Raw genomic sequence first — 17,064 nt, forward strand, 5'->3', positions numbered from 1 at the left:
GGACGGGGAGCCGGTGCCGCCGGGGAGGCCGCGGCCGCGACAACTCGCGGACGGGCGAGTGCGGCGCGCAGAGCGCCCCGGCAGGCGGAGATGCCGCGTACGGACGTCGGTGAGGGCGACCGTACGCGGCTCTTCCCGTTGCGCAGCCACACAGCTCGCAGAGCCCCCCAAAGGACCACGCGGACACCGGGGCGGAACGCCCAAAACGGCCTGGGCCGCGACTCGTTCGAGTCGCGGCCCAGGCCGTCACTGTGCGCGATACTGGGATTGAACCAGTGACCCCTACCGTGTCAAGGTAGTGCTCTCCCGCTGAGCTAATCGCGCCTGGTAAGGCGGTTCTGCAGCAGACCCCGAAGGGCCTGACGTGCGCGATACTGGGATTGAACCAGTGACCCCTACCGTGTCAAGGTAGTGCTCTCCCGCTGAGCTAATCGCGCTGGTGCGGTGCTTCCGCAGCAGATCCCGAGGGATCCGACGTGCGCGATACTGGGATTGAACCAGTGACCCCCACCGTGTCAAGGTGGTGCTCTCCCGCTGAGCTAATCGCGCGGGGCTGATGCCTCGGTGGAACCGGGCGTGGTGCGCGATACTGGGATTGAACCAGTGACCCCTACCGTGTCAAGGTAGTGCTCTCCCGCTGAGCTAATCGCGCGGGGAGGACACCCGGCAGAACCGGGTGATCCTCTTGGAGGTGGAGACGGGATTTGAACCCGTGTACACGGCTTTGCAGGCCGTTGCCTCGCCTCTCGGCCACTCCACCAGGCAACACTCGAAGGACGATCTTACACTGTCCTTCGTCGAGCGGACGACGAGATTCGAACTCGCGACCCTCACCTTGGCAAGGTGATGCTCTACCAACTGAGCCACGTCCGCCTGTCTCCCGGGGATCTTCGCCGGTTTTCCCGGCTGCGCTCCCTGGCGACGTGTTGAACTCTAGCGGATTCCCGGGCCAGCTAAAAATCCGTTCCCGCAGCGTGCCCCCGGGGTCCCCGCCCGGCGCCCCCCGGCCGCCCCGGCTCCGACCGCCCCGGACGGACCCAACGGGGGCGACGGAGCACCCTGAGTGACACCCGCAGGTCACCCGGCGTACGCCCGCGCGACGCCCGACTCTGCTCACTCCCCTCGACCTACACTTCAGGCACCGCAACCTCGCAAAGCCCTGTGCAGGAGAACCGTGTCCGGCCACCCCGCCCCCCACCAGCCCCTCGCCCGCTTCGGCGGCCGCGTCGCCACCGGACTGCGCGACATCACCTCGGACCCGGCCGCGCTGGACTCCACCGGCTGGTGGGCCGTCGTCCACGACTTCGAGGGCGGGCTCACCTGCGCCCGCTTCGACGACGTCCGCCCGGCCCCGGCCGCACCCTCCGGCGCCGGCTGGCTCGGCCCGGCCGCCGGCAGCTGGCGCAGCTCGCTCGACCGCGCCGCCTACACCGGGGGCGTCCGCCGGATCCGCGAGCACATCGCCGCCGGCGAGGTCTACCAGGCCAACCTCTGCCGGGTGCTCTCCGCCCCGCTGCCCGACCCGGACCGCTCCGACATCGACGCCCTCACCGGCCTGCTCGCCCACGGCAACCCGGCCCCCTACGCCGGAACGATCCGGCTGCCCGGCCACGGCGTGGAGATCGCCACCGCCTCGCCGGAGCTGTATCTGCGCCGCACCGGCCGCACCGTCGCCTCCGGCCCGATCAAGGGCACCGGCCGCACCGAGCACGACCTGCTCGACAAGGACCACGCCGAGAACGTGATGATCGTCGACCTGGTCCGCAACGACCTCGGCCGGGTCTGCGCCACCGGCAGCGTCACCGTGCCCGACCTGTGCGCGGTCGAGAAGCACCCCGGCCTGGTCCACCTGGTCTCCACCGTCGAAGGCACCCTGCGCGAGGACGCCGGCTGGCCCGCGCTGTTCTCCGCCACCTTCCCGCCCGGATCCGTCACCGGCGCCCCCAAGTCCAGCGCCCTGCGGATCATCGAGGCCCTGGAGACCGCGCCGCGCGGCCCCTACTGCGGCGCCGTCGGCTGGGTCGACGCAGACCGGGGCCAGGCCGAACTCGCCGTCGGCATCCGCACGTTCTGGATCGACCGGACCGACCCGGCGGCACCCGAGCTGCGCTTCGGCACCGGCGCCGGCATCACCTGGGACTCCGACCCCGAACGGGAATGGGCGGAAACCGAACTGAAGGCGGCCCGCCTGGTCGCGATAGCGTCGGGTGCCGAGACGTACTCCGACACCGACTGAACCCGACACGGACCGGACCGGCCGCCACCCGGACCCGGCCGGCCCGTGCCCGTCCCGCGAGGAGCCCCCCGCGATGCAGCACCCGACCACCAGCTGGGTCAACGGCACCCTCGTCGACTCCGCGGACCCGGCCCTGTCCGTCCTCGACCACGGACTCACCACCGGCGACGGCGTGTTCGAGACCATGAAGACCGTCGACGGCCGGCCCTTCGCGCTCACCCGCCACCTCGACCGGCTCACCCGCTCCGCCCGCGGCCTCGGACTGCCCGACCCCGACCACGACCTGGTCCGCAAGGCCTGCGCCACCGTCCTCGCCGCCAACCCGATGCCCCTCGGCCGACTGCGCCTCACCTACACCGGCGGCAGGGCGCCGCTCGGCTCCGAACGCGGCGACGGCGCCCCCACCCTGGTGGCCTCCCTCGGCACCGCCGCCCGCCGCCCCGACACCACCGCCGTCGCGGTCGTCCCCTGGCGCCGCAACGAGCACAGCGCCGTCGCCGGCCTCAAGACCACCTCCTACGCCGAGAACGTCGTCGCCCTCGCCGCCGCCCACCGCGTCGGCGCCTCCGAGGCACTGCTCGCCAACACCGCCGGCCGGCTCTGCGAAGGCACCGGCTCCAATGTCTTCGTCGTCCTCGACGGCCGACTGCTCACCCCGCCGCTCGCCTCCGGCTGCCTGGCCGGCATCACCCGGCAGCTCGTCGTCGACTGGTGCGGCGCCGAGGAGGCCGACCTGCCGCTGGACGCCCTCCAGCAGGCCGAGGAGGTCTTCCTCACCTCCTCCCTGCGCGACGTCCAGGCCGTCACCCGGGTCGACGACCGGGAACTCCCCGGCCCCGGCCCGGTCACGCTCGACGCCATGGCGGCCTTCGCCCGGTACAGCGGCGACGACCTCGACCCCTGACAGCAGGCGCCCCGGCCGGTAGAAGACCCGGACGGCGGGGAAGGGAGCGGGACATGACCATCACGCTGCGCCCCGAGAGCCAGGAGACCCCCACCGCCGCGGGCGGCCGGACCAGACGCTGGCAGATCTGCGTCAACGGCCGCCCGGTCGGCGGGCTGCGCACCACGGCGGTCCCCCGGGGCGACCGACTCTGGGGCGAGATAGCCGAGTTGGAGGTGCGCAGCGGGCGCGGCCGGGGCCGGGGGACGATCGCCGCGCTGGCCGCCGAGGAGGTGCTGCGGGGCTGGGGCTGCGTCCGGGTGGACGCGGACATCCCGGAGACCGCGCGGATCGCGCGCTCGCTCGCGGTGACCCTCGGGTACACCGAGCGGATGCGGAACATGGTCAAGCGGCTGGACGGGCCGCCCGCGCTGCCGGGGGGCGTCGCCGCCCGCCCGATCGACGAGGCCGCGTTCCCGGCCTGGCTGGCCGAGGCCAAGGCGGGCTATGTGCGCGATCTGCTGGCCTCCGGGCTGGGCGAGGAGCAGGCGCGCGCCAAGGCCGAGGCCGACCATCTGAAGCTGCTGCCGCAGGGGGCCGGCACCCCGGGGGTGGCGCTGCGCCGGCTGCACGGGGCGGGGGAGGAGCCGCTGGGGTCGCTCTGGCTGGCGCTGCGGATCCGTGAGCTGTCGGACGGTGCGCCGCTCGGCTGGGTGATGGTGGTGGAGGTGGCCGACGCCCACCGGGGGCGCGGGCACGGGCGGACGCTGATGCGGCTCGCGGAGCGGGAGTGCCTGGCGGCCGGGGTCCGCGACCTCGGGCTGAACGTCTTCAGCGGCAACGAGGTCGCGGTCCGGCTGTACGACTCGCTCGGCTACCGGGTCACCAACCGGGTCTACGGCAAGCAGCTCCTGTGAGCCGGCGGTGAGGTCGGGCAGTGCGGGTCAGGCGGTGCGGGACGCCCGGGCGGCCTCGACGGCGGCGACGAGGCGCTCCAGCAGGCCGTCCTGGCTCTGCCCGCCGTCGAACCGCTGCCCGGCGATCACATAGGTCGGCGTGCCCTTCACACCGATCGCCCGGCCCTCCGCCTGGTCGGCGTCGACGGTGAGCATGTGCCGGCCGTCCACCAGCGCGGTGTCCACCTCCTCGGGGTCGACCCCGACCTCGCGGGCGACCTCGAGCAGCACCTCGGTGCCGCGCGCGGAGAGGTCCTCGACCCGGGCCAGCAGCGCCTCGACGAAGGGCCAGCCCAGGCCCTGGGCGAACGCCTCCTCGGCGGCCTCGGCGGCGGCGTAGGCGTGCTTGTGCTTCTCGAGCGGGAAGTGCCGCAGCTCGATCGGGAGGGCGTCGCCGTAGCGGGCGCGCAGCTCGCGGACGTCGTCCAGGGCGGTGCGGCAGTCCGGGCACTGGAGTTCGCACCAGAACTCGAGACGGGGGAGGGAACCTTCGATCATGCCTTCAGTGTTCCACCTGTGGGGCCCCCGCCAGGACAGTCGGCGGCCGGGCCCGGCCAGACCGGGAGCGACGGGAGGTCCGACGGGATGACGACTCCGACCGACGGGGCGGCGGCGACGGCCGCGACGGCCCCGACCAGCAGGACGGTCCCGGGCACCGGGGCGGCGGCGACGGGCGAGGGGAGGCGGCCGTGCTGACGGCGGCGGTCAGTGTCGCGCTCACGGCGGCCGGGGTGGCCGTGGCGGGCCTGCGGGCCTACCGTCGGCGCTTCCTCTCCGCGACCCGCTGGTTCGCCGTCGCGCTGCTGCCGCTGGGCCTCTATCTGACCGGTCTGTTCCCGGTGGCCCGGACGATCGGCGACGAGCTGGCCGACTGGGCGACCAAGCTCGTGTTCGACCCCCGGGTGTGGACCGGCATCGTGCTGCTGGGTGTCTCGGCCGGTCTGCTGGCCGCCACCCGCTGGGTGGGCCGTCGCGGGGCCGTGGCCGGTGGGAGCGAGTCCCGTCCGGCGGCCGCCGGGCCCGCGCCGGCCAGGCCCGCCGTGGCCCCCGCCGCCGGTACCCCGGCCGCCGGGCCGGTCCCGAAGCGCGCGGAGGAGGCCGCCCGGGCCGAGCAGGGCAGGGCGGGCAAGGCCGGTAAGCCTGGCAAGGCCGGTAAGCCTGGCAAGGGCGACGACGGCCTGGACGAGTTCGCCGACATCGAGGAGATCCTGCGCCGGCGCGGCCTCTGACCGCGCCGCTCCCGGTGCCCGGGCTCCCGGCCGCTCAGGCCGAGGGCACCGCTTCCGCGGAGCGCTGGCGGGCCCGGTACGCGGCGACGTGCAGCCGGTTCCCGCAGGTGCGGCTGTCGCAGTAGCGGCGCGAGCGGTTGCGCGAGAGGTCCACGAAGACCCTCGCGCAGTCCGGCGCCTCGCAGCGGCGCAGCCGCTCGCGCTCGCCCGCGGTGAGGATGAAGGCCAGCGCCATGCCCAGTTCGGCGGCCAGGTGGTCGCCGAGCGCGGCGTGCGGCGCGAAGTAGTGGATGTGCCACCCGTGGTGGTCGTGGTTGGTCAGCCGGGGTGTCGTCCCGGCGGCCGCGACCAGGGCGTTCACCTGCTCGGCGGCCTCTTCGGTGGACTCGGTGCCGAAGACCTCGCGCAGCCGGGAGCGCAGCTCGTGCACCTGGCGCAGGTCGTCCTCGGTGAGGGAGTCGACCTCGCTGATCTCCTGCCGGACCACGAAGGCGTCGAGCGCCGCGGTGTCGGGCAGCAGTTCGGTGCCGCACACCTCGGGTGCGGTGTTGAGCAGCTCGACGAGGATGCTCAGGGCGCACTCGGTGTCATGGGTGATCAGCACGTGGAGGCTCCTCGTGCGGAGGGGGCCGTGGGCACCCCGCGACTACGGGTCATTCCCAGACCTTACCGGGGCGGCGAGGGGTCCGGCGGTGGCTTGCTTCGAAGACGCGTACGGATTCCGTAGGTCTGTACGGAGTTTCCTCCGGGGGCCGGGTCGAGTGGTGCCCGCCGGGGCGGACTCCCGGGCAGTCGGAGCCGCGTCCCGGGGCACAGCCGTCCGTGCAGGCGGGGGAAGGAACCGGGGGAACGAGCGGCGGGAAACGGTCGCGCCCGACAGCGAGGCCGGCCACCCGTGCGGATGGCCGGCTCCGGTGCCGGGCGCGTGCGGTGCTGGCGGGCCCACCCCGGTCGGGGTGAACCGTTTCATCACCGGCCCCGAGACCGCGTCGTGCGCGGCTGAGTGTGCTGCCGTGCCCCCGAGTAGGACGGCTGCGGTGACGGCAGGGGTGACGACCCCGCCGACAGCGGGGCGTGACCGCCTCCGGTCGGTCAGCTTTCGGCGAGGATGTGGGACAGCTCCCGGTCGAGGTCGAAGTGACGGTGTTCGGTGCCGGGTGGCACGGCGGCGTCCGTCCGCTTGAGGAACGACTCAAGCGCTCGGGCCGGGGCTTCCAGCAGGGCTTCTCCTTCCGGAGAGCTCAGGGCGATGCAGACCACCCCTTGCCCGTGACTGCGCGACGGCCAGACCCTGACGTCGCCGGTACCGGTGGGTCGGTGCAGCCCCTCCGCAAGGAGATCTCGGGCGAACACCCACTCCACGGTCTCGTCGGCGCCGGTGTGGAACGTGGCGTGCACGGCATAGGGGTCGGCGGTGTCGTAGCGCAGGCCCGCGGGGACGGGCAGTGAGGACTCGCTGGACACGATGAGGCGCAGGTGCAGCTCGCAGCTGACCGTGGTGTTCATAAGCGCCATGGCCTTTCGCTCAGTGTGCGCTCGGGGAATCGCACGTCGGCGAACGGACCATCCCACCTCCAAGACCGATGTAAACCCCTCTGTCCCGATTCGGGCGCGAGTCGTACCCCTTACGGCGCATTGCGGAATCGCCACAGACCGGCCTCCGGGCGATTACCGGAGCCCTTCTCGGTTAGTTTCCTGGCATGACTGTGCGAAGCGACAAGGCACGCGGTGACGCGGGCGGGAACACCGGAACGGGGGATGCGATCGTGCCGGACGACACGGGGGTGCCGACGGGGGCGGACGACGAGGGCGGGGGCTCCGGCCCGGAGGGGGCGGCGGAGGCCGGTGCGGACGGCGGCAGGCCGCTCGGCTCGCGGGCCCCGCGCTTCATCCGCCGCTCCCGCCCGCTGCACCTGAGCTGGCAGGTCGCCGTCTTCCTGGTCGGCCTCGCCGTCGTGGCGCTCGGCGTGGTCATGCTGCCGCTGCCGGGACCGGGCTGGGTGGTGATCTTCCTCGGCATGGGTATCTGGGCGACCGAGTTCGTCTGGGCCCAGCTGGCGCTGCGCTGGACCCGCCGCAAGGTGGCCGAGGCGGCCCAGAAGGCCCTGGACCCGAAGGTCCGGCGGCGCAATCTGACGCTCACCGCGATCGGCCTGGTGCTGATCGCCGCGCTCGGCGGCTGGTACCTGTGGAAGTACGGGCTGGTCATGCCCTGGAAGATCCACGAGGACTGAGCCGTCCGCCCGCCCGCCGGGCGGGGCCGTCCGGGTGAGGGCGTCGCCGGGGGCGGCGGTCGGGCCGCCGGGGAGAGCGGTTCGGACCACCCTCGGGGATGCGGTAATGTTTTCCCTGCACCCGGGCGATTAGCTCAGCGGGAGAGCACTTCGTTCACACCGAAGGGGTCACTGGTTCGATCCCAGTATCGCCCACCGGAATGCATTGTGATATGTGAGGCCCAGCCGATTATCGGCTGGGCCTCACATATATTTCCCGCAATCCGGTGAACGGTGTCGGGGAATGTCCTGAGGCACAGTCATCTTCCGCACGGTGCGGGAGTTCTGTGGGTGCGTCGGGCGGCACTCCCCGAACGAGTTGTACGGCACCCCCCGAATGGTGCTACAGTTCTTCTCGTTGCCCGGGCGATTAGCTCAGCGGGAGAGCACTTCGTTCACACCGAAGGGGTCACTGGTTCGATCCCAGTATCGCCCACCGGACAGCACACAGGCCCTGATCGGGATACCGGTCAGGGCCTGCGGCGTTTCGTGCGCGTCGGGCCGCCGCGGACCGGGCAGGCCCCTACGCGGCCACCTGGCAGTCGTGCTCCGGCGACAGCCGCCGCCCGCAACCGCACCGGGCCGGGCGCATCGGCCAGGACAGGTCCACCCGCTCGTCCGCCCCCGACCGGTCGAACCAGGCCTGCAGCCCCCGGGCCTGCGCCGCGTGCCAGACCGCCTGCCGCAGATGCAGCTCGCCCACCGTCAGCCCGCCCAGCGCCCCCGGGTACCGGGCGCCGACCGCCCGCACCAGCTCCAGCGCCGCCGTCGCGTCCGCCGCCGCCTCGTGCGCCCCGGTCAGCTCGACCCCGTAGTGCGCGCAGAGGTCCGTCAGCGTCCGCCGGCCCCGGCGGTAGCGGTCCACATGCTTGTCCAGCACCCGCGGGTCCAGCACCAGCAGCGCCGCCGGACCGGTCGCCTCGGCCAGCGACGTCCCCCGATGCCGGCGCAGCTCGCGGTCCAGCAGTGTCAGGTCGTACGGCGCGTTCATCACCACCACCGGCCGCCCGGCCCGGGCCTGTTCGGCCAGCGCGGCGGCCACCTCGGCCACCACCACCGCCGCCGGGCGCCCGAACGCCCGCACCCTCGCGTCGTCTATCCCGTGCACCGCGCGGGCCCCGTCGGGTATCGGCACGCCGGGATCGGCGAGCCAACTGGTCGCCACCGGGGCCGCGCCCGGGGCGGACTGGACGACCAGGGCGGCCGAGACGATGCGATCGGACTCGACGTCCACGCCGGTGGTCTCGGTGTCGAAGGAGGCGAGCGGGCCGGTGAACCAGTGCTGCTGCATGACTGCCCCTCGAAAACAGCGTGTTCCCGCCCCGGTGATACCCGCCCCTGACACCCCCTCAACCGTTTGGCGGCACACCGGCCGGGCACCCTGCCCACGGGTGCCGCGTTCGAATCCGGACCGGCCGGGGGGACGGGGGAGGGACGGACGGTCATGGCGCTGACGCAGCCGCAGCCCGAGGAGGCGGCGGCCGTCCTGCGGGGCGATCTGGCGGTGACGGCCTGCATGGAGACCCTGCAGGTCGGCTATCTGCACGCGGTCGTCGCCGCGGCCGGCTGCTCGCTCTCGCAGCCGTTCCCGGACAACGGCATCGACTGGCAGGTCAGCCACGGCTCGCGCAGCCACGAGGTCGACGACGAGGTCACCGTCAAGATCCAGCTGAAGGCCACCCAGCAGATCGCGCCCGACCCGCGCGGCGCCTTCTTCTCCTTCACCCTGGACAACGACCACCTGCGCAAGCTCGCCCGACCCCGGGTCGCGGTGCCCCGGATCCTCGTCGTCATGCTGCTGCCCCGCCGCGTGGACCGCTGGCTCGCCGCCCGGCCCGACGCGCTGGAGCTGCGGCACTGCTGCTACTGGGTCAACCTGGCCGGCCACCCCGTCACCGGGCAGCGCCGGACCAACGTCCGCGTCCCCACCGCGAAGGTCTTCGACGACCGCGCCCTGTGCGACATCATGGCCAGGGTCGGAGCGGGCGGCAGCCCGTGACGGCCCGGCCCCCGGCCGGGAGGAGCCGCTCCATGACACTGCCCCACGGGCCGTTGCGCCCCGCGCCAGGCGAACCGCCGCAGACCGGGCCGCTGCCCGATCCGGCCGCCGTCGACCCCGCGGTGCTCGCCACCCTGCTCGCCCGGCACGGCTGGATCCGGCGCGGCGGACCCTCCGCCCGCTACGGGCGCTGGACGCCCCCCGAGGGCACCGACCCCGGCGTCAGCCTGCTCGTCCCGGCCGGAGACGGCTTCGACGACGCGGTCGACCTGCTCACCGACGCCGTCACCGCGCTCTCCCGCTCCGCCAGCCCCTCCGCCCGGGCCATCCTGCTCGCCCTCGCCGTCCCCGGCGACGAACTGCACTGGCACCGCGACCCGGCCGGACCGCCCGGCGCCGCCACCCCCGGCACCGCGCCCTGGGAGGAGACCGAACGGCTCCGGCGGGCCGCCCGCGCCATGCTCGCCGCCGGCGCCAAGGCCGGCCGCACCCGCGCCGCCTACTTCGGCGCCCGCCTGGACACCTGGGCCGGCGACTTCCTGGAGCGGGTCCTGGTCGTCGCCGACGGCCCCGGGCTCACCGCCCACAGCCCCGCCCCCGAGGGCCGGGCGGCGATCACCACCCTGGTCCGCGCCCTGGAGGCGCTGCGCGACGCCGTCGACTACCGCCGGGTCAGCGGTGGCGCCGAGGCCTTCGAGAACGCCGTCCAGTCCGGGGTCAGCCGCGAGCTGGTCGACGCGGTCCAGGACCTCGTGCGCGGCGCGACCGCGAGCCGCTTCACCGTCGCCTGGTCGGCCGCCGCCGGCACCCCGGGCGGCTTCGGCGACCGCCGGACGGCCGTCGAGTTCTCGCCCGGCGACCTGCCCGCCCTGGCCGAGGCCGCCGAACTGCTCGAACGTCTCGAACCCGCCGTTGCCGTCACCCTGGTCGGCCTCGTGGTCCGGCTCAAGCGGGCCGACCCCGCCGGGCCCGGCAGCGTCCGGCTGCGGGTGCTCGGCGGCGCCGAGGTCGACGAGGTCAAGGTGCGGCTGCCCGACGCCGCCTACCGTCTCGCCGCCGAGGCCCACCTGGCCGGCACCCCCGTGCGGATCTCGGGCCGCCTGGAACGGCGCGGCGGCTTCCGCCGCCTCACCCGGCCCTCCGGCCCGGAGCCCTGCGGACTGGAGGACGCCGAGCGCGAGCGGCTGCTCAAGACCCTGGGGGAGGGGAGGGAGGCATAGGAGGGGTACGGAGGTGACGGTGGGGCCACCGGTCTCGGTACCATCGTCAGACGCAGCGCTGTGCTGCGTCCTCTGAATCCAGCACGTCAGGAGAGACCGGTGACGGACGTCCGGGTAATCATCAACCGCGAACCCGATCGGGAAGAGCGCGTGGTGACCACGGGCACCACGGCCGCCGAGCTCTTCGCGGACGACCGCTCGATCATCGCGGCCAAGGTCGCCGGCCAGCTCAAGGACCTCGCCTACGCCGTCCAGGACGGCGACGAGGTCGAGCCGGTCGTGATCGGCAGCCCCGACGGCCTCGACATCCTGCGCCACTCCACCGCGCACGTGATGGCCCAGGCCGTGCAGCAGCTCTTCCCGGAGGCCAAGCTCGGCATCGGCCCGCCGGTCAAGGACGGCTTCTACTACGACTTCGACGTCGAGAAGCCGTTCCACCCCGATGACCTCAAGGCCATCGAGAAGAAGATGCAGGAGATCATCAAGAAGGGCCAGCGCTTCTCGCGCCGCGTCGTCACCGACGAGGCCGCCCGCGAGGAGCTGGCCGGTGAGCCGTACAAGCTGGAGCTGATCGGCCTCAAGGGCTCCGCCGCCACCGCCGGCGAGGGCGCCGACGTCGAGGTCGGCGCCGGCGAGCTCACCATCTACGACAACCTGGACGCCAAGAGCGGCGAGCTGTGCTGGGGCGACCTCTGCCGCGGCCCGCACCTGCCCAGCACCCGGATGATCCCGGCGTTCAAGATCATGCGCTCGGCCGCCGCCTACTGGCGCGGCAGCGAGAAGAATCCGATGCTCCAGCGCCTCTACGGGACCGCCTGGCCGAGCAAGGACGAGCTCAAGGCGCACCTGGAGTTCCTGGAGGAGGCCGCCAAGCGCGACCACCGCAAGCTCGGCAACGAGCTCGACCTCTTCTCCATCCCCGAGGAGATCGGCTCCGGCCTCGCCGTCTTCCACCCCAAGGGCGGCATCATCCGCCGCGCCATGGAGGACTACTCGCGCCGCCGGCACGAGGAGGAGGGCTACGAGTTCGTCTACACCCCGCACGCCACCAAGGGGAAGCTCTTCGAGAAGAGCGGCCACCTGGACTGGTACGCGGACGGCATGTACCCGCCCATGCAGCTCGACGAGGGCGTGGACTACTACCTCAAGCCGATGAACTGCCCGATGCACAACCTGATCTTCGACGCGCGCGGCCGCTCGTACCGTGAACTGCCGCTGCGCCTGTTCGAGTTCGGCACCGTGTACCGGTACGAGAAGTCCGGCGTGGTGCACGGCCTGACCCGCGCCCGCGGCTTCACCCAGGACGACGCGCACATCTACTGCACCCGCGAGCAGATGGCGGACGAGCTCGACTCGACCCTCACCTTCGTGCTCAACCTGCTGCGCGACTACGGTCTGACCGACTTCTACCTGGAGCTGTCCACCAAGGACCCGGAGAAGTTCGTCGGCAGCGACGACGCCTGGGAGGAGGCCACCGCCGTCCTCGCCGCGGTGGCCGAGAAGCAGGGCCTGCCGCTGGTCCCGGACCCGGGCGGCGCGGCCTTCTACGGCCCGAAGATCTCGGTGCAGGCCAAGGACGCCATCGGCCGTACCTGGCAGATGTCGACCATCCAGCTGGACTTCAACCTGCCCGAGCGTTTCGACCTCGAGTACACCTCGGCGGACGGCTCGCGCCAGCGGCCGGTCATGATCCACCGGGCGCTGTTCGGCTCGATCGAGCGGTTCTTCGCGGTGCTGCTGGAGCACTACGCCGGCGCCATGCCGCCGTGGCTGGCCCCGGTCACCGTCACCGGTATCCCGATCACCGACGAGCACGTGCCGTACCTGCTGGAGGTCGCGGCCGAGCTGAAGAAGCGCGGGATCCGGGTCGAGGTGGACACCTCGGACGACCGGATGCAGAAGAAGATCAGGAACGCCCAGAAGACCAAGGTCCCGTTCATGCTGATCGCCGGCAACGACGACGTCGAGGCGGGTGCGGTCTCCTTCCGCTACCGCAACGGCGAGCAGAAGAACGGCGTCCCGCTGGCCGAGGCCGTGCAGGAGATCGTGGACGCGGTGGAGCGCCGGATCCAGGTCTGACCCGACTGTGTGCGCGGGGCGGGCTCCTTCGGGAGTCCGCCCCGCGCGCTTTGCAAGCGGGGGCGGGCGAATATGCTGATCAGCATGACGACTGAGCCGGAACTGCAGCGGGGCGTCGGGGAGCCGGACGGCTTCCGCCGCCTGTGGACCCCCCATCGGATGGCCTACATCCAGGGCGAGAACAAGCCCACCGGCCCGGCTCCGGACGACGGCTGTCCGTTCTGCTCGATCCCGTCGCTCACCGACGAGGACGGGCTGGTCGTCGCGCGCGGGAACGCGGTGTACGCGGTGCTCAACCTGTACCCGTACAACGGCGGGCACCTGATGGTGGTCCCGTACCGGCACGCGGCGGACTACACCGAGCTGGACGAGGTGGAGACGGCCGAGCTGGCGGTGTTCACCAAGAAGGCGATGACGGCGCTGCGCGCGGCCTCGGGCGCGCACGGCTTCAACATCGGGATGAACCAGGGCGCCGCGGCGGGGGCCGGTATCGCCGCGCACCTGCACCAGCACGTGGTGCCGCGTTGGGGCGGGGACACCAACTTCATGCCGGTGGTCGGTCACACCAAGGTGCTGCCGCAACTGCTGGCGGACACCCGGAAGATGCTGGCCGAGGCCTGGCCGGTGGACTAGGGCTTGCGCCCGACACGAGGAGGGCCCCCGCCGACCCGGAAACGGTCGGCGGGGGCCCTCCTCGTGTCGCGGGGCGGCCCGGTCAGGCGTCGTAGCGGTCGACCTTGAACGGCCGGCTGCCCTGGGCCTCGGCCTTGAGGCCGGCGGCGCGGCCCTTGAAGGCGCGTTCGGTGTCGAGGTCGTGCTCGGCGAGGAACTCCATCGTCGCGGTGTGGACGGCGCCGATCACCGGGTGCGAGACGTTGAGCGCGTTGTCGGCCATGGTGCGGGTGTCCCAGGGCTGGCCGGCCCAGATGTGCCGCAGGCCGAAGGGCTCGGGCAGGCCGAGGCCGCCGCCGAGCCAGGACAGCAGGCTCGGCATCCGGTAGAAGGGGGCGCGGACGGCCTGCCGGACGACCTCGTCGTTGTCGATCAGCGGGAGCTTGACCGTGCGCTCCTCCCAGAACCGCACGGTCTTGGCGACCGACTTCTCCTTGTCCTTGGGCTTGTCGAAGAAGTAGCCGTTGATCGGGCCGAGCGCGAAGGCCGCGACGGTGACGTTGAGGGTGTTGGCGAGCAGGGCGACGGTGACGGTGAAGGTCAGTACGAGCTTGCCGTCGTGGGTGATGAACTGGGTGGCGAGGTAGTGCCGGGGGCCGCCGCCGAAGGTCTGCTTGTCGGCTATGGCCTGGACGGCGAAGTCGCGCATGTGGTCGCCGTCCATGTCGGCGCTGCCGGGGCGGCTGATCTCGTCGGCGTTCTCGCCGACCTCGAAGACGACCCACTGCTTGATCCGGACATCGGGGATGCCGCTGTTGGCGACCTCGCTGATGCCGAGGGCCTTGAGGTGGCCGGAGATCTTGCGGACGAGGTCCCAGGGGTGGAACTGGCGGAAGTCGATCTGGCCCTCGGCGGGGCGCAGGGTGTCGATGAGCTTCCACTCGCCCCAGCGGCGGCCGGCGCCGAGGATGCCCTTGGGTCCGGCGTAGTGCTGGACGTTGGTCTCCTGCTCGGACTCCAGTCGGCCGAGCTTGGCGCGCAGGTCGGCGGCCTTCTTGTCGAGGTCGTCGCGGGGGACGGCCATCGGGACGGTCGCGGCGACGGCGTTGCCCTCGACGAGTTGCAGCCAGCGGCCGCGCAGGTCGAGGGCGGTGCGGACGACGATGCGCTTGGCGAGGTACCAGCCGATGACCGGTGCCAGCATGACGATGCGCAGGTAGAGGCCGAGGATGCCGCCGGCCGGGGGCTTGATCGCGAGCAGGACGGCGACGGCGGCGGCGAGGAAGAGGACGACGCCCCCGTACACGCCGGCGTTCTTGGGGTTGTCGCGCTTGAGCCAGGCGCGGAGCTGGAAGGCGCCGAGCCAGATCAGGGTGCCGGGCAGGAAGAGCAGGCCGGTGACGACGGAGACGGTGGACAGCTGCCGGTCGCGGCCGCGGCGGATCTCCTCGGCGGCGAGGCAGTGCTCGACGACCTGGCGGGTGTCGACGCCGAAGGCGGGCACCAGGGGCTTGCGGTCGCCGTTGAGTGCGCGGGAGATGAGCGCCTTGCTGAAGGCCTCGCCGAAGTTGGGCGCGAAGAGGGCGAAGCGGCCCTTCTTGGCGGTGGCCCCGTCGAGCTTGGCGGCGTCGCCCGTGAGTCCGGCGTCGCGGTACGCGGCCGAGGAGAGCGCCTGGGTGCCGGCGGTCTGCGGGCCGGCATCGGTCCGGGGTATCTGCGCACCCGGGGTCATGTCGAGTGTGGTCACGGTGGCGTCCCCTCCTCCCCTTGTCCTGCGGCAGGGTACCGCGCCGGGGTACCGGTGCGCGGATGATCGTCTGAACTGGCGTCACGAACGGGCCACGTCGGGCCCGTGGGGCATGATGCCCACGTTTCGCCTGTTCGACGCGCCCCGGGAGCCTGCGGCCGGGTGGGATGGGGCACGATGGGCGGTATGGAGAGCGATGCGCTGACGGATCCGGTTCTGGTCTTCGACGGGGACTGCGCGTTCTGTACGACGTGCGCGACCTGGGCGGAGCGCTGTCTGCGGCAGACGCTGGCGTCGGGCGGCTGGGAGGCGGTGCCGTTCCAGTTCGCGGACCTGGCGGGGCTGGACGCCCTGGCCGGGGGGCGCGGGGAGGTGTCCTGGGAGCGCGCGGAGCGCGAGGTGCTCTGGGTGACGCCGGCCGGCCGGGTGTACGGCGGGGCGCAGGCGGTGGCGCGGCTGCTGATGCGTTCGGGCGGGGCGTGGGCGTACCTGGGCGGGGTGCTGGCGCTGGCGCCGGTGCGGCCGGTGGCGGGGCTGGTGTACCGCTGGGTGGCGCGTTACCGGCACCGGATGCCGGGTGGGACGGCGGCCTGCGCGCTGCCGCAGCGCTGACGGTAGGGGGCTGACGACTGGGCTGATTGCGGCGGTTCAGTCGTCCTGGTCGGCGAAGCGGGCGGCGAGGGCGGCGGGCATGGGTTCGTGGCGCAGGTGGGAGCGGGCGAACTCGGCGGTGCCGTGGGTGAGCGAGCGCAGGTCGACGGGGTAGCGGGCGAGTTCGAGTTCGGGGACCTCGGCGCGCAGCAGGGTGAGGCCGGGGCCGGCGGTCTCGGTGCCGAGGACGCGGCCGCGGCGGGCGGAGAGGTCGCCGAGGACGGCGCCGAGGTAGTCGTCGGGCAGCAGGACACGGACGGCGGCGACGGGTTCGAGGAGCCGGATGACGGCGTGTTCGGCGGCGTCGCGCAGGGCGAGGGCGGCGGCGTTCTGGAAGGCGGAGTCGGAGGAGTCGACGGAGTGCGCCTTGCCGTCGGTGAGGGTGACCCGGATGTCGACGAGCGGGTGGCCGGTGGCGACGCCCTTGGCGAGCTGGGCGCGGACGCCCTTCTCGACGGAGGGGATGAAGTGCTTGGGGACGGCGCCGCCGACGACGTGTTCCTGGAACTCGAAGCCGGAGCCGGCGGGGAGGGGTTCGACCTCCAGCTCGCAGATGGCGTACTGGCCGTGGCCGCCGGACTGTTTGACGAGGCGTCCGTGGCCGGCCGCGGCGGTGCCGAAGGTCTCGCGCAGGGCGACCTTGTGGGCGACGGTGTCGACGTGGACGCCGTAGCGGTTGCGGAGGCGGTCGAGGAGGGTCTCGGCGTGGGCCTCGCCGGTGCACCAGAGGACGAGCTGGTGGGTGCCGGGGTTCTGTTCGAGGCGTACGGCCGGGTCCTCGGCGGCGAGCCGGGCGAGGGCCTGGGAGAGCTTGTCGTCGTCGGCCTTGCTGTGGGCCTCGACGGCGATCGGCAGCAGCGGGTCGGGGAGCGGCCAGGTGTCGAGTTCGACGGGGTGGCCGGGTTCCTGGACGGTGTCGCCGGAGCGGGCGGTGGTGAGTTTGGCGACGCAGACGAGGTCGCCGGCGACGGCGTGCGGGACGGGGCGCTGGAGTTTGCCGAAGGGGCTGGTGAGGGCGGTGACGCGCTCGTCGCCGTCCTGGTCGGCGGGGTGGTGGGGGCCGGTGAGGCGGATGCGGGTGTCCGGGCGCAGGGTGCCGGCCCAGACGCGCAGCAGGCTGATGCGGCCGACGTAGGCGTCCCCGGTGACGCGGACGACCTGGGCGGCGAGGGGGGCGAG

16 protein-coding genes and 8 tRNA genes are annotated in these 17,064 nt (G+C 73.0%); 12 read left to right on the forward strand and 12 right to left on the reverse strand.

Annotation, left to right across the window (positions count from 1 at the left end; all coding sequences use genetic code 11):
• Nucleotides 1-252: 252 nt before the first annotated feature.
• The 6 genes from ADK60_RS16260 to ADK60_RS16285 form a co-directional block, all read right to left on the reverse strand.
• A tRNA-Val gene (locus tag ADK60_RS16260) sits at nt 253-324 on the reverse strand.
• A 41-nt stretch (nt 325-365) separates the two neighbouring features.
• A tRNA-Val gene (locus tag ADK60_RS16265) sits at nt 366-437 on the reverse strand.
• A 40-nt stretch (nt 438-477) separates the two neighbouring features.
• Nucleotides 478-549: transfer RNA gene (locus ADK60_RS16270), tRNA-Val, on the reverse strand.
• Nucleotides 550-577: 28 nt separating this feature from the next.
• Nucleotides 578-652 (reverse strand) — tRNA-Val (locus tag ADK60_RS16275).
• A gap of 34 nt (nt 653-686) precedes the next feature.
• Nucleotides 687-760, reverse strand: a tRNA-Cys gene (locus ADK60_RS16280).
• Nucleotides 761-800: 40 nt separating this feature from the next.
• A tRNA-Gly gene (locus tag ADK60_RS16285) sits at nt 801-873 on the reverse strand.
• Nucleotides 874-1,174: 301 nt separating this feature from the next.
• Here ADK60_RS16285 and ADK60_RS16290 point away from each other — a divergent pair.
• From ADK60_RS16290 to ADK60_RS16300, 3 genes are all read left to right on the forward strand, one after another.
• Entirely contained in the window at nt 1,175-2,236 is a 1,062-nt protein-coding gene (locus ADK60_RS16290) for a chorismate-binding protein (protein WP_053646743.1), read from the forward strand.
• Nucleotides 2,237-2,309: 73 nt separating this feature from the next.
• A complete protein-coding gene (locus ADK60_RS16295; protein ID WP_053646745.1) occupies nt 2,310-3,140 on the forward strand; it encodes an aminotransferase class IV in 831 nt (276 codons plus the stop codon).
• Between the two features lie 53 nt (nt 3,141-3,193).
• Nucleotides 3,194-4,036 carry a GNAT family N-acetyltransferase gene (locus tag ADK60_RS16300; protein WP_045938285.1) on the forward strand — a complete coding sequence of 281 codons (843 nt, stop codon included), beginning with the start codon at nt 3,194-3,196 and terminating at the stop codon, nt 4,034-4,036.
• A gap of 27 nt (nt 4,037-4,063) precedes the next feature.
• Here the strand turns inward: ADK60_RS16300 and ADK60_RS16305 are convergent, their stop codons facing one another.
• Entirely contained in the window at nt 4,064-4,573 is a 510-nt protein-coding gene (locus ADK60_RS16305; RefSeq protein ID WP_053646747.1) for a DsbA family protein, read from the reverse strand.
• Between the two features lie 191 nt (nt 4,574-4,764).
• On the opposite strand from ADK60_RS16305, the gene ADK60_RS16310 reads away from it, so the two are divergent.
• A complete protein-coding gene (locus tag ADK60_RS16310; RefSeq protein ID WP_053646749.1) occupies nt 4,765-5,304 on the forward strand; it encodes a hypothetical protein in 540 nt (179 codons plus the stop codon).
• Between the two features lie 34 nt (nt 5,305-5,338).
• On the opposite strand, the gene ADK60_RS16315 is transcribed toward ADK60_RS16310, so the two are convergent.
• Both ADK60_RS16315 and ADK60_RS16320 read right to left on the reverse strand, forming a co-directional pair.
• Entirely contained in the window at nt 5,339-5,908 is a 570-nt protein-coding gene (locus ADK60_RS16315) for a CGNR zinc finger domain-containing protein (RefSeq protein ID WP_030396012.1), read from the reverse strand.
• A 488-nt stretch (nt 5,909-6,396) separates the two neighbouring features.
• Nucleotides 6,397-6,810 (reverse strand): SsgA family sporulation/cell division regulator, encoded by a 414-nt coding sequence (locus ADK60_RS16320; RefSeq protein ID WP_030056266.1) that lies wholly within the window; start codon nt 6,808-6,810, stop codon nt 6,397-6,399.
• Between the two features lie 278 nt (nt 6,811-7,088).
• Here ADK60_RS16320 and ADK60_RS16325 point away from each other — a divergent pair, with 278 nt between their 5' ends.
• The 3 genes from ADK60_RS16325 (at nt 7,089) to ADK60_RS16335 (ending at nt 8,013) form a co-directional block, all read left to right on the forward strand.
• Nucleotides 7,089-7,538: a TIGR02611 family protein gene (locus tag ADK60_RS16325; protein WP_053646778.1), complete on the forward strand. Its 450-nt coding sequence runs from the start codon at nt 7,089-7,091 to the stop codon at nt 7,536-7,538.
• A 123-nt stretch (nt 7,539-7,661) separates the two neighbouring features.
• A tRNA-Val gene (locus ADK60_RS16330) sits at nt 7,662-7,733 on the forward strand.
• A 208-nt stretch (nt 7,734-7,941) separates the two neighbouring features.
• Nucleotides 7,942-8,013 (forward strand) — tRNA-Val (locus tag ADK60_RS16335).
• An 87-nt stretch (nt 8,014-8,100) separates the two neighbouring features.
• On the opposite strand, the gene ADK60_RS16340 is transcribed toward ADK60_RS16335, so the two are convergent.
• On the reverse strand, nt 8,101-8,868 hold the full coding sequence (locus ADK60_RS16340; RefSeq protein ID WP_053646751.1) for an exonuclease domain-containing protein: 768 nt from the start codon (nt 8,866-8,868) through the stop codon (nt 8,101-8,103).
• A gap of 153 nt (nt 8,869-9,021) precedes the next feature.
• On the opposite strand from ADK60_RS16340, the gene ADK60_RS16345 reads away from it, so the two are divergent.
• From ADK60_RS16345 to ADK60_RS16360, 4 genes are all read left to right on the forward strand, one after another.
• Nucleotides 9,022-9,576 (forward strand): DUF4365 domain-containing protein, encoded by a 555-nt coding sequence (locus ADK60_RS16345; RefSeq protein ID WP_053646753.1) that lies wholly within the window; start codon nt 9,022-9,024, stop codon nt 9,574-9,576.
• A gap of 32 nt (nt 9,577-9,608) precedes the next feature.
• Nucleotides 9,609-10,796 (forward strand): hypothetical protein, encoded by a 1,188-nt coding sequence (locus tag ADK60_RS47665; protein ID WP_053646756.1) that lies wholly within the window; start codon nt 9,609-9,611, stop codon nt 10,794-10,796.
• 99 nt (nt 10,797-10,895) lie between these two features.
• Nucleotides 10,896-12,875, forward strand: coding sequence for a threonine--tRNA ligase (gene thrS, locus ADK60_RS16355; protein ID WP_053646757.1), 1,980 nt, complete (start codon nt 10,896-10,898; stop codon nt 12,873-12,875).
• Between the two features lie 72 nt (nt 12,876-12,947).
• A complete protein-coding gene (locus ADK60_RS16360; RefSeq protein WP_045938291.1) occupies nt 12,948-13,508 on the forward strand; it encodes an HIT family protein in 561 nt (186 codons plus the stop codon).
• Nucleotides 13,509-13,590: 82 nt separating this feature from the next.
• Here ADK60_RS16360 and ADK60_RS16365 read toward each other — a convergent pair whose 3' ends face one another.
• Nucleotides 13,591-15,234 (reverse strand): AbeC-like domain-containing protein, encoded by a 1,644-nt coding sequence (locus tag ADK60_RS16365; protein WP_053646758.1) that lies wholly within the window; start codon nt 15,232-15,234, stop codon nt 13,591-13,593.
• 186 nt (nt 15,235-15,420) lie between these two features.
• Here ADK60_RS16365 and ADK60_RS16370 point away from each other — a divergent pair, with 186 nt between their 5' ends.
• Entirely contained in the window at nt 15,421-15,846 is a 426-nt protein-coding gene (locus ADK60_RS16370) for a thiol-disulfide oxidoreductase DCC family protein (protein ID WP_053646764.1), read from the forward strand.
• A gap of 36 nt (nt 15,847-15,882) precedes the next feature.
• On the opposite strand, the gene ADK60_RS16375 is transcribed toward ADK60_RS16370, so the two are convergent.
• The coding region (locus tag ADK60_RS16375; protein ID WP_286185282.1) for an EF-Tu/IF-2/RF-3 family GTPase at nt 15,883-17,064 on the reverse strand (1,182 nt) is incomplete at its 5' end.

The organism is Streptomyces sp. XY431 (genome assembly GCF_001279805.1).
Lineage (GTDB): Bacteria > Actinomycetota > Actinomycetes > Streptomycetales > Streptomycetaceae > Kitasatospora > Kitasatospora purpeofusca.